At 59.3% G+C, this 14,396-nt stretch carries 15 protein-coding genes; 3 read left to right on the plus strand and 12 right to left on the minus strand.

Going from position 1 to position 14,396, the window contains the following annotated elements:
* Positions 1–28: 28 nt before the first annotated feature.
* The 5 genes from AC1DZ5_RS00515 to murB form a co-directional block, all read right to left on the minus strand.
* Entirely contained in the window at positions 29–1,987 is a 1,959-nt protein-coding gene (locus AC1DZ5_RS00515) for an ATP-binding protein (protein ID WP_477884966.1), read from the minus strand.
* Positions 1,988–2,015: 28 nt separating this feature from the next.
* Positions 2,016–2,969, minus strand: a complete 954-nt coding sequence (locus tag AC1DZ5_RS00520; RefSeq protein WP_477884968.1) for a nuclease-related domain-containing protein — start codon at positions 2,967–2,969, stop codon at positions 2,016–2,018.
* Positions 2,970–3,029: 60 nt separating this feature from the next.
* Complete coding sequence (locus tag AC1DZ5_RS00525) at positions 3,030–3,590, minus strand: ORF6N domain-containing protein (RefSeq protein ID WP_477884970.1); 561 nt, start codon at positions 3,588–3,590, stop codon at positions 3,030–3,032.
* Between the two features lie 133 nt (positions 3,591–3,723).
* Positions 3,724–4,752, minus strand: a complete 1,029-nt coding sequence (locus tag AC1DZ5_RS00530; RefSeq protein WP_477884972.1) for a virulence RhuM family protein — start codon at positions 4,750–4,752, stop codon at positions 3,724–3,726.
* Between the two features lie 284 nt (positions 4,753–5,036).
* Positions 5,037–6,107, minus strand: a complete 1,071-nt coding sequence (gene murB / locus AC1DZ5_RS00535) for a UDP-N-acetylmuramate dehydrogenase (RefSeq protein ID WP_477884974.1) — start codon at positions 6,105–6,107, stop codon at positions 5,037–5,039.
* 34 nt (positions 6,108–6,141) lie between these two features.
* On the opposite strand from murB, the gene AC1DZ5_RS00540 reads away from it, so the two are divergent.
* From AC1DZ5_RS00540 to AC1DZ5_RS00550, 3 genes are read left to right on the plus strand one after another with little or no spacing between them, the layout of a single operon-like run.
* Positions 6,142–6,627 (plus strand): YajQ family cyclic di-GMP-binding protein, encoded by a 486-nt coding sequence (locus AC1DZ5_RS00540; RefSeq protein WP_477884976.1) that lies wholly within the window; start codon positions 6,142–6,144, stop codon positions 6,625–6,627.
* Complete coding sequence (locus tag AC1DZ5_RS00545; protein WP_477884978.1) at positions 6,627–7,277, plus strand: retropepsin-like aspartic protease family protein; 651 nt, start codon at positions 6,627–6,629, stop codon at positions 7,275–7,277. The genes AC1DZ5_RS00540 and AC1DZ5_RS00545 overlap by 1 nt, the downstream gene beginning before the upstream one ends.
* A gap of 7 nt (positions 7,278–7,284) precedes the next feature.
* Positions 7,285–8,238: an HD-GYP domain-containing protein gene (locus AC1DZ5_RS00550; protein WP_477884980.1), complete on the plus strand. Its 954-nt coding sequence runs from the start codon at positions 7,285–7,287 to the stop codon at positions 8,236–8,238.
* 21 nt (positions 8,239–8,259) lie between these two features.
* Here AC1DZ5_RS00550 and plsY read toward each other — a convergent pair whose 3' ends face one another.
* The 7 genes from plsY to AC1DZ5_RS00585 form a co-directional block, all read right to left on the minus strand.
* Positions 8,260–8,901 (minus strand): glycerol-3-phosphate 1-O-acyltransferase PlsY, encoded by a 642-nt coding sequence (plsY, locus tag AC1DZ5_RS00555; RefSeq protein ID WP_477884982.1) that lies wholly within the window; start codon positions 8,899–8,901, stop codon positions 8,260–8,262.
* A 31-nt stretch (positions 8,902–8,932) separates the two neighbouring features.
* On the minus strand, positions 8,933–9,424 hold the full coding sequence (locus tag AC1DZ5_RS00560; protein ID WP_477884984.1) for an aminoacyl-tRNA deacylase: 492 nt from the start codon (positions 9,422–9,424) through the stop codon (positions 8,933–8,935).
* Positions 9,425–9,547: 123 nt separating this feature from the next.
* Positions 9,548–10,075 (minus strand): peptide chain release factor family protein, encoded by a 528-nt coding sequence (locus AC1DZ5_RS00565; protein WP_477884986.1) that lies wholly within the window; start codon positions 10,073–10,075, stop codon positions 9,548–9,550.
* 52 nt (positions 10,076–10,127) lie between these two features.
* On the minus strand, positions 10,128–10,577 hold the full coding sequence (locus AC1DZ5_RS00570; protein ID WP_477884988.1) for a hypothetical protein: 450 nt from the start codon (positions 10,575–10,577) through the stop codon (positions 10,128–10,130).
* 84 nt (positions 10,578–10,661) lie between these two features.
* Positions 10,662–11,729: an aldo/keto reductase gene (locus AC1DZ5_RS00575; RefSeq protein ID WP_477884990.1), complete on the minus strand. Its 1,068-nt coding sequence runs from the start codon at positions 11,727–11,729 to the stop codon at positions 10,662–10,664.
* 69 nt (positions 11,730–11,798) lie between these two features.
* Positions 11,799–12,623 carry a glycine-rich domain-containing protein gene (locus AC1DZ5_RS00580; RefSeq protein ID WP_477884992.1) on the minus strand — a complete coding sequence of 275 codons (825 nt, stop codon included), beginning with the start codon at positions 12,621–12,623 and terminating at the stop codon, positions 11,799–11,801.
* Positions 12,604–14,382 carry an acetate--CoA ligase gene (locus tag AC1DZ5_RS00585; RefSeq protein WP_477884994.1) on the minus strand — a complete coding sequence of 593 codons (1,779 nt, stop codon included), beginning with the start codon at positions 14,380–14,382 and terminating at the stop codon, positions 12,604–12,606. Before AC1DZ5_RS00585 ends, AC1DZ5_RS00580 begins: the two co-directional genes overlap by 20 nt.
* Positions 14,383–14,396 lie beyond the last annotated feature (14 nt).

Consider the following 14,396-nt stretch of genomic DNA (forward strand, 5'->3'; position numbering starts at 1 on the left):
GTAAGGTTAACTTATTCGAGCTATTTGGTCACCGTTCCTCGTCTTCCACCAACTCCATTTGCGCAACGGGTAACGGTTCCATAAAACTTTTTAAGGACTCCTGCTGCTCAATAAGAAATGGCGCATCCTTAACCTTTTTGTGAAGGTTCAAAAGCCTTTTCTCAGCACGAACCAAGATGGTGTCGTAGAGCATCGGATAGATAGTCACCGACTCACCCTGAGCTTCTGGTTCGGCTTCTCCATTTTCGATCTTGTCACCAAGTAGGAAGCCATCAACCCTAGTAGAGGGTTTCAAATAGCCTCTTGCGCGAAGCTCTTTCACGTACTTCCAAACTTGACCCTTTTCATCTCGCCCTAGCGGCAACCCGGTCGTCTTCAGATCAATGATGACAAGGTGATCAACACCGTCTTCATCATGATTGTCATCGTAGGAGGGCCGGGCATAAAAACCCACGCTAGAGTCTGGTAGGGCGACAAAATCAGGCCGGTTCCGAGTGCCTTTGCCTGCCTTGTCTTTAAAGATCGTCTTGATTACTTGAGTCATCCCCACGTTTGATGTGAAGTCGATGGATTCGAACTGCGCACCAAACATCCACAAGCCTCTTTCAAATAGAGGCTGAAGCTCATGAACTTCATCAATCCCAACCTTCTGAAGTTTGATCCTTAGCTCGCCAATGAGTCTCAGACGGTTCTGGATTTCATCTAGAACCAGCTTTGCCATACCTATGGTCCACTCGGTCAACATCTCATGAAGATTGTCGTAATCATCAGGCCCGCACTTGTGAAGAATGTCCAAGAGACCAAAGCGGGACTTGGACTGCTCCAACTTTGCAAGAATAGTGGTCAGTTGAACAATCTCCGCTTCACCAAAGTGAGGGCACGTATCCACAACTTCATCAACAAAGTTAGTAACTCGCTCCTTACTGATAGGTGAGAGCTTGTTGATCGTGTTGCCCACCTTCTCCTTAACCGCGGCCTTCGTACCAGCTCGCTCCTCCTTGCTAGTGTCGTCAATGATCTGGCAAATGCGATCCTGGACAGCAGCCCTGGTCTTACCCCAAACCTCACTGTCCTCTTTGAATCCGCTCCAGTCTTCTTTGACTGCATCGTGCTCATTCAAGAAATCAGCCTTCACTATGAAAGTGAATCTCTTGGCCTCGGTAGTTCGCCCGTCAAGGATTTGGGTGTAGTCGCTAGCGCTCCAATTGCACTGGCCTACTGCTCTGTCCTGTATCCACCAAGCAATACCATGCTGCTTGGTAGTCTTGTCGGCCTTTTTAGTATCAATGTGCAGGATGGTGACGACTCCCAAACCCTCAACTCCAACCTCTACCTTGCTCAGGTAATCGGGTATGTCGTTGAAGGAAATTGCCCGACTTCCAATTGACACCTTGAAGGCAGGATTAGCTAGAAAGCGGCTTCCAAGTATTTCTCTAGCTTTTTCCTCGGCGAATTGGAGGTATGGAATTTCACCAGTGCCTACGATGGTCGTACCATGACCCTCTACGCCGTCAACAGTGAAGGACACCTCTTTCAGTACAAGAGGCCGTGTTGTTGTTCTACTGACCTTGCATATGAACTCCTGCCCGTTTTTCCGGGAGGTGATCAGGTACTCGCTGGCAAAGCAGAAGCTAGCAAAGCGACCTTTCCCGTTCTTTCCAAAAACTGCTCTTGGATGCGTGTTGATTTCAGGCGGCGGCTCACTTTTAGAGCCCTGATGGCTAATTCGGTTGTAGTCCCACGTTTGCCAAATAAAAGCGAACTCCTCGCGAGTCATCCCCTTACCGTTGTCAACAATCTTGAAGTGCCTACCCTGCTTTTTGTCGGGAAGAGTGATTTGCACATCGGTGGCAAAGGCATCCCAGCAGTTTGCAACTAGTTCAACGATTGCAGTCGAAGGGTCGGAGATGATGCTTCCTGCATATTTATTGAGGAATCTTTCATCGTAGTGGTACGGCTGATTTTCTAGTAGTGATGCCTGTTCCATCTTGTCTCCCTGAAAAGTAAATTAGCCTCTACGCAAACAAACCTTGATGATCCCGGCAGTACTGCAACCCGCCAAAGCGCTTGGCGTTGTTCCAGCAAAACTTGCCCTCGGGGAAACTGATCTTCTCACGGCAGTGAGCGCAAATGAGCTTTTTGGCTAGTGACGCATCAGCCTCGGCCGGTGTCACTGCTGCAGGCTCCGCTTTGGTCACGGGCGCAACTGGCTTGAGTGCCTGTGCCGCTGGCACCAAATGCGGCTTCGGCTGCATGAAATCCGGCAGAGCCAATAGGTCCGCCGCGCGGTGCTGGCGCTTGAGCTTTTCGCCCCATTCCTGGATGGTGTCTGAGCTGCGCATATTGAACAGCGCCTTGAGCAAGCTGCCCGCGCCAATGCCATCCACCAGCTTGTCGTGCCAGGCGGGGAACTGGTCTGCCTTGATGAGAAAGCTGGTGTCAAACGCCTTGGGGTCGGGCCGCTGGATGATGGCCTGGGGGTGCATCATCACCACGTTGTGGAACTCGGGCAGCTTGTCGGTGCGAGTGCTGATCTCCAGCCGCTCCAGCAACTTGCCCAAGATGCGCGCGTGGCGGCGGCTTTGCTCGTAGGGGGATGGAATGCCATAACGGTCTTTGCCATAGCGCACGGTGAATTCACCGTGGGCGTTGACTTCCAGGTCGCCCGAGTAGTTCTTGGTCTCGATCAGCACCATGTAGCCGGTGCGGTTGATGACCAGGTGGTCGATCTGGGCAACTTCGCCGTCCACCTGCAGGCGCAGGTCGTGCAGCAGCACGTTGTTTTGGCCATCTTTGTAGTGGCCGTCCAGGTAAAAGGCGGCGGCGCGCTCGCCTTTGATGCCTGCATTTAGGTTGCGCAGTTCGTCGCGCAGCCAGTCTTTTTGGCGGTTGTCCAGCAGGCTGGACTTTTGCAGGTCTTCCAGCAGCGCCAGGCGCTTGCTCTTATCGTCAGCCGATTTGATCAGCATGGTATTTGTATCTCCCTGTAACAGGAAGACTATACCGCTGCAGAAATCGACACCGGGGCGCTACAGAAAACCGATGGGGCGTTTGCTCTTGCGTTGCTTATCTTCGGTGATGAGCTGTTTGATGGCATCAAACACAGAAGCAAACTGTTCGTCATAGCGGGCTTCCAGCGAGTCGATGCGGCGTGCCAGGTCGCGGTTGGAATCCATCAGCCGGCGCAGTTGGACGAAGGTGCGCATGATGGCGATATTGACCTGCGCGGCGCGCAGCGAATGCAACACGCTGGAAAGCATGGCAACGCCTTGCTCGGTAAAGGCGTAGGGCATGCCTCTGCGCCCCCCGTGTGCACTTGAGATGCCAATCTGGCATTTCAAGTTCTCCCACTCCGCATCGCCGAGCTGGAACATGAAATCAGTCGGAAAGCGATCCAGGTTGCGCTTGACTGCTCGGTTGAGCGCACCCGTTTCCACACCATACAGTGCAGCCAGATCAGCGTCCAACATGACCTTTTCGCTCCGAACCCAGTACACCAGCGTAGCCAGATGTTGGGTGGCCGGCAAGGGAGCTTCGTCATGAGGAAGCTGATGGTTGGGGAATGTTCCAGATACAAATTTTTTATTCACATAGCCTCCCAGTCAAACAGCCACCACCCAACCACGCGCAGGTCTTACAGCAACGCCAAGCGTTTGGACTTGGCGTCCGCGGATTTGATCCGCACCCCATCCCCCTTCTTGCCAGAGGGAGCATGGGCACAGTTCAGTCGTCCGACGCGCGGGGAAGCTGCTTCACCATGCGGTCAAAGTCGCTCTCAAACAGGCGGTCTTGCACGATGCGGTATTTCTCGAATTCGCTTTCTGCATGTGCCTTGGCGATTTCAGCGGTGACCTTGCCGGCGTCTTGTAAGACTTCGCGGTCGGTCAACGCGATGAACGCATCCAGCCGCTTGGCCCAGTCTTCCATGCTCATGGGAATTTTGCGCATGGCCCGTTCCTCGGCCAGATCAAGATACGCGTTGACGATGCGCCCCAGGGACTGCAGTTCTTCGCCGCTCAGATAGTTCTTTGCAACCGACACGTCGGTCTTGAGAATTTTTCCGTCCGGCGCTTTCTCCCAGCTTGTCAGGCCCATGTGGGCTTGGGTGGCATCTGCCCGTTTCGCGATCAGCTCTGCAGCGGTGTGGCCATGGATGGCAAAGTGCAGCTTGTTTTGCACCTTTGCAAAGAAGGCCTGGGTGGTGGGGGCATCCTGGTTGTAATCCACGGCCGTGGCATAGATGTCGGTGATCTTTTGGTAGAAGCGACGCTCCGAAAGGCGAATCTCCCGTATCTCGGCGAGTAGGCGTTCGAAGTAGTCTTGCCCAAGGAAGGCTCCGTTTTCCAGCCGCTTCTTGTCGAGAACGAAGCCTTTGATAGCGAACTCGCGCAGCACACCGGTAGCCCACTGGCGGAACTGCGTGGCCCGCACAGAATTGACCCGGTAGCCAACCGAGATGATGGCGTCGAGGTTGTAAAAATCGACGTTGCGCGTAACGTCACGACCGCCCTCGGGTTGAACTGTCCGGAATTTCCGGAGAGTTGCTTCCCGAACCAGCTCGTCGGTTGCGTAAATGTTCTTTAAATGCTCACTGACCGTGCGTACATCCACCGCGAACAACTCAGCCATAAGCTTTTGCGAAAGCCAGACCGTTTCGTCCTCGTAACGGGCCTCAATGCTCTGCTCGCCGGCTTGACCGGTAAAGATCAGGAATTCGGCTGTGCTGTTGCGGATGAGTCGGGTGCTGCTCATGTCAGATTCCTGTCTATGGGTTGGCTCGCCATGCCTGGCAATGATACTGTTATTTCATACAGCACCCACAAAGCACTCAGATGCCAATGACGCACATGGTGTGAAAGATGTCTTTAATAGAAAGCGCCGCTATTAAAGCGGGCTTGAATAGAAGGGCCCGACGGACCGAAACCCGTGGGCACCAGTTCTTTACAAGCAAAATTAGCCCGTAGCCCCCGTGGAATATGCGCCAGCAGCTATCAAAAGCATAGTAGCTTTGCCACCTCCCAGCCGGGACAAGATGGCTACACCACCACCGGCTCCGGCTCCAGCCGGATGCCAAAGCGCTCGTACACGCTGGTCTGGATGGCCTTGGCCAGGGTCATCACCTCGCCGCCTGTGGCGCCGTTGCCGTCCACGCCCGCGCCGCGGTTCACCAGCACCAGGGCCTGGCGTTCGTACACGCCGGCCTGGCCCACGCTCTTGCCTTTCCAGCCGCAGGAGTCGATGAGCCAGCCGGCGGCCAGCTTCACCGAGCCGTCGTCCATGCGGTAATGCACCACCTTGGGGTCGCGGGCGATGATGTCGGCGCACTGCTCGACGCTCACCGTGGGGTTCTTGAAGAAGCTGCCGGCGTTGCCAATGACGGCCGGGTCGGGCAGCTTGGCGCGGCGCACCTCGCACACCCAGTCATAAATCTGGCGTGCCGTGGGCTGCGCGATGCCGCTGTCGGCCATCTTGCGTTCCAGGTCGGCATAGCCCAGCACAGGTTTCCAGGCCTTGGGCAGCGCGAATCGCACGCGCAGGATCAACGCCCGGTCTTTCAGGCCCAGGGACTGGCCGCCCGCCGTAGGCAGAGTGCCGCCGTGTTTGAACACCGAATCGCGGTAGCCAAAGGCGCACTGGGCGGCGTTCAGCGTGAAGACCTGGCCGGTTTGCAGGTCTACCGCGTCCAGCGACTCAAACCGGTCCTGCAGCTCCACGCCGTAGGCACCCACGTTTTGCACCGGGGCGGCACCCACGGTGCCGGGTATCAGCGCCATGTTCTCCAGCCCCGGGTAGCCCTGGTCCAGGGTCCAGGTGACAAAGTCGTGCCAGGCCTCGCCGCCACCAGCCTCCACCACATAGTGTTTGTCGGTCTCGGCCACCAGGCGGCGGCCCGGCACCTCCACCTTCAGCACCAGGGGCTTCACATCGCCGGTCAGCACGATGTTGCTGCCCCCGCCCAGCACAAACTTCGGGGCCGGGCCCCACTGGGGGTCGGCCAGCAGGGCTTGCAGGTCGGCTTCGCTGGCAATGCGCGCCAGCGCATGGGCTTTGGCGACGATGCGAAAGGTGTTGAAGGCCTGCAGGGGAACGTTTTTCTCGACTAACATGACGGGATTGTCTCACTGCCATTTCGAGTCCCGTATGCCCTCTTTTGATACCGTCTGCGAAGCCAACCTGGTCAAGGTGAAAAACGGCGTGGAAAACACCGCCAAAGAGATCACCACCCGCTTCGATTTCAAGGGCACGTCCGCCAAGATCGAGATCAAGGACAAGGAGATCACCCTGGTCGGCGATGCCGAGTTCCAGCTCGACCAGATTGAAGACGTGCTGCGCAACAAACTGACCAAGCAGGAAGTGGATGTGCGCTTTCTGGACCGCGGCGATGTGCAGAAAATGGGCGGCGACAAGGTCAAAGTGGTCATCAAGGTGCGCAACGGCATCGAGAGCGAACTGGCCAAGAAAATCCAGCGCCTGATGAAGGACAGCAAACTCAAGGTGCAGGCCGCCATCCAGGAAGAAAAAGTGCGCATCACCGGCGCCAAGCGCGACGACCTGCAGGCCGCCATGGCCCTGATCCGCAAGGACGTGACCGATATTCCCCTGAGCTTCGACAACTTCCGCGACTAATGTTCCCCGCCCGCCCACTCCTCGCAGCAGCCTGCCTGCTCCTGGCGCACAGCGCCTGGGGCCAGTCGGTGGCCATCAACGGCCTGCTGGGCAGCAAAGCGCTGCTGATTGTGGACGGCGGCTTCCCCAAGGCAGTGGCCGTGGGCGATACCTACAAGGGCGTGAAAGTGCTGGCCATCCAGGGCGAGCAGGTCACGCTGGACCTGGGCGGCAAGCGCCAGACCATGCGCGTGGGCGATGCGCCGGCCAGCGTGGGTAGTACCTCTGGGCAACAAAATAGCGGGAGCAGGGTAGTTTTGGTTGCAGGGCCGGGGGGGCACTTCCTCAGCGAAGGGCAAATCAATGGTCGCGTAGTGCAGTTCATGGTGGATACCGGGGCCACGATGGTTTCCATGGGTGCAACAGATGCGAAACGCATTGGACTCAATTACCAGAGCGGACAATCCGTACAAATGGGCACTGCCAATGGCATGACCCAGGGTTGGCGTGTCAATCTGGACACTGTACGCATAGGTGATGTCGTTATAAACAACGTAGATGCGATAGTGACCTCAGCTGGAATGCCGTATGTGTTGCTCGGAAACAGTTTCCTGAACCGGTTTCAAATGAATCGCAACAACGAACAAATGGTACTGGAAAAGCGTTATTGATTCGGCCATGAAAGTCCGTGACGAAAACGAATACGAAGACCTGCTGGGCCAATGGTCGGACCTGGAGAGTGGTCTGGGCATCATCCTCAGCAACCCGGCCAACACGCAGCAGTTTGCCCACCGCGTGGTGCAGTACGACCGCTGGATGCAGGGCCTGCTGCAACGCGACCCCGATGTGGGCCTGTACCTGCTGTTCCAGCTGGCCAGCAACTCGCCGGTGGGCTACAGCGCTTCCCACTCGCTGGTGTGTGGTGTGCTGTGCCACCTGGTGGCCACCGAACTGGCCCTGCCCCCCAAAGAGCGCAACAGCCTGGTACACGCCGCGCTGACCATGAACATAGCCATGACGGCCCTGCAGGACGAGCTGGCCGGCCAGGTGGAAAAGCCCAGCCCGCAGCAGCAAGACGCGATCCGCGCCCACACCATCAAGGGCGCGATGATGCTGGCCAACCTGGGCGTGGCCGATAACGACTGGCTGGACATCGTCTCCAGCCACCACGAAGACAGCCTGGACAAAGAAGACCTGCGCACCGCAGCTGTGTCGGTGCGGCTCACGCGCACGCTGATGGTGGTGGACCGCTACGCGGCCATGATCAGCCCGCGCAAATCACGTTCGGGCCGCAGCGCCATTGAATCCGCACGCTCCATCATGACCCGGGCCACCTCGTCCGTTGATGAAATTGGCCATGCGTTGGTGCGCGCCGTGGGCCTGTGCCCGCCCGGCACCTATGTGCGGCTGGACAACGAAGAGCTGGCCGTAGTGGTGCGGCGCAGTAACAAAAACAACCAGCCCTTTGTGGTGGTGGTGGGCAAGCCCAGTGGTGAGCTGGAGCCCAGCCCCCGCCTGCACAGCACGGCGGAGGCGTATCCACGCATCCGCTCGGCCCTGCCCTCGGCGGCCGTGCGCTCGCCGCTGAACCACTTCCACATCCTGCAACTGGGCAGCCACGCGCTGGCCTGAGCCGGCGGGGCGCCTGCCAGGTCAGGCCTTCTTCTTGCTGCCGAGTTTGGACTCCGTGCCCTTGATGAGGCGCGAGATGTTTTCCGAATGGCGCCAGATCAGCAGCAGCGACATCACGATGGTGGACAGCAGCAAACTCTTGTCCATGGCCCAGGCCACACCGTCGCCAAACGCGTAGTACACCGGCGCAAACACTGCCGCCACCAGCGAGGCCAGCGACGAGTAGCGGAACGCATACGCAATGATCAGCCAGGTTAGCCCAACGGCCAGCCCCAGCCAGCCGCTGGTGGCCACAATCACGCCCATGGCCGTGGCCACGCCCTTGCCGCCTACAAAGCGGAAAAACACCGGGTACAGGTGGCCCAAAAACGCAGCCAGCCCCACCAGCGCCATGGTGCCTTCTTCCAACCCATAGAGCTTGCCCCACCAGGCTACGGCTGCCACGGGCAGCCAGCCTTTGATGGCGTCGAGCAGCAGCGTCACGATGGCCGCGGCCTTGGAGCCAGAGCGCAGCACGTTGGTGGCACCAGGGTTTTTGCTACCGTAGGTGCGCGGGTCGTTCAGGCCCATCACGCGGCTCACAATCACGGCAAACGAGAGCGAGCCCACCAGGTAGCCCGCCAGCGCCGCCAGGGCGGGGTAAAAAGCTGCAACAGAATTCAAACCAGTCTCCAATCCATGCGCGGTGCGCGGGTCAATCGTCCAGAGCGCACTGTACCTGCTTGGCGCCCAGCAACTGGACGCAAACACTAGGGTCTATCCCCACCAGGTAGCCGCGCCGCCCGCCGTTGATGCAGATGCGGGGCAGCTCCAGAATGGTGGATTCGATGTAGACGGGCATGGTCTTGCGCGTGCCAAACGGCGAGGTGCCGCCCACCAGGTAGCCGCTGTGCCGGTTGGCCACCTCGGGCGCGCAGGGTTCCACCGATTTGGCGCCAATCTGGCGCGCCAGGTTCTTGGTCGACACCTTGCGGTTGCCATGCATCAGCACCACCAGCGGCTTGGCGTCCTGGTCTTGCATGATGAGCGTCTTCACCACGGTAAACGGATCAAACCCCAGCACCTCGGCACTGTGCTGCGCGCCGCCGTGCTCCAGGTACTCGTACGGATGCTCGCTGAAGGCGATCTTGTTCGCCTTCAGCAGCTGGGTCGCGGGGGTTTCAGAGACGTGGTCTTTTTTGGCCATAGGGGCGTATTTTCATACGCTTTGGCCGAACCGAAAATGATTGTTCACGATCCTTGAATACGATTTGACCCAATCTTTAACGTCACCGCTCAGCCCCCGTGGGTGCTCGATTGCAGCGGCTGGTTATGCCGCATCGTGGCGCTCTGCGACGAGCGACTCCAGCAACAAAAGAGCGTCGTTCTGGTTTAGAGCTCTCGAACGGTGGCGGGTACTGCGCGCTACCGTTCCACTTGGTACATGGGTCAGCTTCACGCAGCTAGCCACATGAACCACCATTCGACTATCGACCGCAAACTCGCGCCGGAAGTACTCCACCAAAATATGCGCAGAGTGAAGGCGAAAACCATCAGGCTGAACTGCCTTTACAAGTCGAGCATTTACACCGCTAGCAAGCTTTTCCCGAAGCTCTTCAGTTAGTCGTTGAACTCCTTCGGCAGGCATTGGCAAGGTAATGCTGAGCACGGCTTCGTCTACGTCGCCTTCAGCGCTCAATTGCTTCTCATCGTCTACTTCGACTGCCGAGGGCTCCGCCACCACGCCGATACAAAGGCGCCAAAGATCACGAACCCACTCGCGGCCCCTTACGGTTGCATGCGCCACCACGTATAGCTCAGGCGCAGGAATTCTGTGAGCTATAAGACCTGAGTTCATGGCACCAGTTCAATGGCGACTCATTGGAGTGAATCCCAATACGCGTGTTTTGTTAAACGCCGAATCCGGGATGCAAAGCATGTCTCGGTTCCTCTAGTATCCAAGTCATACCGTCATACCGGTCTTGCAGCTTTTCACCACCTATGGTGAATTGAAGCTCGGTATTAATAGGTGAATTGAGCTTCGGCAGTAGATCGCGAAGCACTTCTCTGGCTCGATGAAGGTTAGTGACATCTACATCGATACCGCAGAATTCCACCTGCCTCGTTCCGTCTGGCTGCTCTTCCCCGAGCGAAGAGCCTCCGCCAGAAACCGCGCCAAGCCCTTCCTTCTCAAGGACAGGATCAATTTGATCTTCGAACAGTTCACCACGATCAATAGGGCCGATATTGCCGGGTATCTTGATGTAGATAAATTGTGTGAGATCGAGCTCCTCTTCCACTTGTGCCCTAGGCGCACTGGCACCAAAAAAACGTGTTTTGATTCGCGAGAAGATATTCATTGAGGCCCCTTAGCGGGTGATGGAAGAAAGTAGGCAGCTATCACACTTAGGTCGCCAGCAGAGTAATCGCTTGCCCGTTTCCCCTCACACCGCCGGATCGCGAATCTCCCAGCGGATGGCGTCGATCTGGGTCAGCAGTTCGGGCGACAGCGTGGTGCCCCAGGCGTTGATGTTTTCGTCCAGTTGCTCCAGCGTGCGCACGCCGATGATGGTGCTGGCGACTTGCCATTTGGTGTAGCAAAAGGCCAGGGCCAGTTGGGTGGGTGTGAGGCCGTGTTCTTTGGCTAGCGCGTTGTAGCGGCGTGCGGCTTTGAGCGCATCGGGGCGGCCCCAGCGCTGCTTGCGGGTGGACTCGAATTTGGCCAGGCGGGCGTCTTTGGGGGCGCCTTCGCCGGTCAGGCCGGATTCGTCGTACTTGCCGGTCAAGAGGCCAAACGCCAGCGGCGAGTACGGCAGCAGCGACACGCCCAGGCGGTGCAGGGTTTCGTCCAGGCCATTTTCCACCGTACGGGACAGCAGGCCGTAGTTGTTCTGCACCGTGGCAATGCGCGGCAGGCCAAGCTGCTCGGCCACGCGCACAAACTCATGCACGCCATAAGGCGTTTCGTTGGACAGGCCGATGGCGCGCACTTTGCCGGCCTTCACCAGGGTGTCCATGGCGCGCAGCTGCACTTCAATGCTGCTGCCACCCACGTTTTCATTGGCGGGGTTGTAGTACATGCCGCCGAACATGGGCACGTGGCGCACGGGCCAGTGGATTTGGTAGAGGTCGATGGTCTCGATGTTCATGCGCTTGAGGCTGCCTTCACAGGCCGCCACGATGTCTTCGGCCGTCAGGTTGCTGCTGCCATTGCGCACCCAGGGCATGCCGCGCGAGGGGCCGGCCACTTTGGTGGCGATAACCAGCTTTTCGCGGGCCATAGGATTCTTTTTGATCCAGTTGCCGATGATTTTTTCGGTCAGGTTGAAGGTCTCGGCGCGCGGCGGCACGGCGTACATCTCGGCCGTGTCGATGAAGTTGATACCGCGCTCCAGCGAGTGGCTCAGGATGGCGTGGGAAGTGGGTTCGTCCACCTGCTCACCAAACACCATGGTGCCCAGGCAGATGGGGGTGACGTGCAGGTCGCTGGAGCCAAGTTGAACGGTTTTCATGGAAAGGCAGCTCGCAAAAGAAGGTGGGTTGAAGGAGAAGTCGGGCGATGGTAGCGCGGAGTGAAAGACCTAGTCGCCACCACAGCCTCCCCCGCATCCGCTGTCCCCGCCACAGCCGCTGTCCGAACTGCTGTCGGAGCTGAAGCTGAAGCCGTCGGACGATCCATCGCCCCCTCCCCCACATCCGCCGCCCCCGCCATCGCTGAAGCTGGTGCCGCAGTACGCGTCGGAGCCGGCCTTGTTATCGATATCGCGGCAGTTGGGTACATAGGTGAAGCCGCCCGCAATGGCGAACTTCTTGTCCAACGCAAACAGCAGCGGCAGGCGCGTGGGCGCGCCTGGGTTGATGCTTTCTTCCTTGCAGGCCCAGAACCAGGCACGGCGCAGGCCGCTGTTGCGCTTGGCGTCGCGGCCCAGCACCTCGGCCGGGCTGTGGTGCAGCAGGCTGCCAAACGCGGCGTGGCACCACTGTGCGTAACCCCGCGTGTGCAAGATGAACTCGTGCCAAGCCGCGTCCACCACCTTGGAAGGCATGGCTACGAACTGCTGGTTGCTGCGCAGGTAGGCGATGAAAAACTGGCGCAGGCCGTGCAGCACCAGCTCGGTGTCGCGCGCGCTGAGCTGCGGGTAATGCGCCATGAGCTTGGCACCCAGAAAGCGCGGCAGCGGCGCCTCGCGCACAAACTGGCGGCGCAGGCTCAGCTCCCAGGCGCGCAAAGCAATAAATAGAAACACGGACAGCGCACCGCTCAGCACCAGGGCCAGAAAAAACATGCTGCGCCAGGGGCTGGCGGCGTACTGCATGAGGGAGAACAGGGGCACCGCCAGCCACTTGCCCCAGCTCAGCCAGCTAATACGCCGAAGCAGCGTCGGTCTAAACGCGGGCAGCTGCATAGCGCGCCTCCTCTTGCAGGCGCAGCACGCGGCGCTGCACCTTGCCGGTGGTGGTCATGGGCAGGGCGTCCACAAACTCGATCTCCTTGGGGTATTCGTAGGGTGCCAGTTGGCCTTTCACATGGGCCTGCAGTTCCACGGTCAGTTTGGCATGCAATTGGCCTATAGCCCCCGTATCTCCTGCGCAAGCAGCTATGAAATCAGGAGCAATAACGACATAGGCCTTGACCAGCGCGCCGCGCTCGGCGTCGGGCTTGGGCACCACTGCGGCGTTGATGACGGCCGGGTGCTTGACCAGGCAGTTCTCAATCTCGCCGGGGCCAATGCGGTAGCCCGCGGCTTTGAACACATCGTCGCTGCGGCCCTGGTACCAGAGGTAGCCCTGGGCATCGCGCACCGCCAGGTCGCCCGTGCGGCACCAGTCGCCGGTGAACTTGGCGGCCGTGGCGGCGGGATTCTTCCAGTAGCCCAAGAAGAAGATGGGGTCCGGGTGGCCGTGCACGTCGAATCGATTCAGCGCCACATCACCGGGCACGCCCACTGGACATTCCTGGCCCGCATCGTCAATCACCGCCACGCGGTGACCGGGGTAGCCCATGCCCATGCTGCCGCCCTTGGCGGGCCAGTGGCGGCTGGAGTTGCCCACGATGTAGTTCATCTCGGTCTGGCCAAACATCTCGTTGGGCGTCACGCCCAGCTGCTGCTCGCAGTAACCGAACACTGCGTCGCCCACGGCCTCGCCCGCGCTCATGATGGCGTCCAGCTTGAGCTTGAACTGCTGGCGCACGGTCTTGCCCTTCACGCCGGGGTAGGCCTTCATCATGGCCTTGAGCGCGGTGGGGAAGAGGAAGGTGTGCGTCACGCCGCAGTCGCGCATCAATTCGAGTGCCGTCTGCGGGCTGAAGCGCCCGTTGTAGGCCACGATGGGCCGGCCGAAGTACAGGCTGGGCAGCAGCGCATCCATCAGCCCGCCGGTCCACGCCCAGTCGGCCGGCGACCAGAAGACGGCGTTGGAGCGCTGGTTGTCTTTGCCATTGAAGCCAAACCAGTTGTGGCTGGCCACAAAACCCGGTAGGTTGCCAATCAGCGCGCGGTGCGGAATCAGCGCGCCCTTGGGGTTGCCGGTAGTGCCGCTGGTGTAGATGAGCACCGCGGCCTCGTCGGCGCGCGTAGCCACCGCAGTGAAATGCTTGGGCGCCTTGGCCAGCGCGGCGGCGTAGTTCTGGTCAGCACTGCGCGTGGCGGCGGCGGCCCCCACGCCGATGACGCTGCGCAACAGCGGGCAATCGTCGCGCACGCTGCTCAGCGCTTCCAGTGAGGTGGCATCGCAAATCGCCACCACAGCCTCGCTGTCGTGCAGGCGGTATTGCAGCGCTTCGGGGCCAAACAGCATGGACAGGGGCATGGCCACCGCACCGAGCTGCAGCACCGCCATGTAGGCCACCGCGGTCTCAAACCGCTGCGGCAGCACAATGCCCACGCGGTCCCCGCGTTGCACGCCCAGCTGGTGCAGGATATTGGACAGGCGGTTGGCCTGCGCCTGCAGCTCGGCATAGGTGTGAAAAGTGCTTCCAGCCCCCGTGGAATATGCGCGAACAGCTATTCTTTTAGTAGCGTCCGGCTGCTGCGCCCAGCGGCCGCAGCAGGCCTGCGCCATGTTGAAGAACTCCGGCACCTGCCAGCCAAAGCCCGCATGCAGCGCGGCGTAGCCGGGGGGCAAGGCGGGGGTGGTCTTGTCTCTGCGTTGACTGACTGGCATGCAGTGTCTCCTTA

This window comes from Rhodoferax sp. P1_F3, assembly GCF_056405715.1.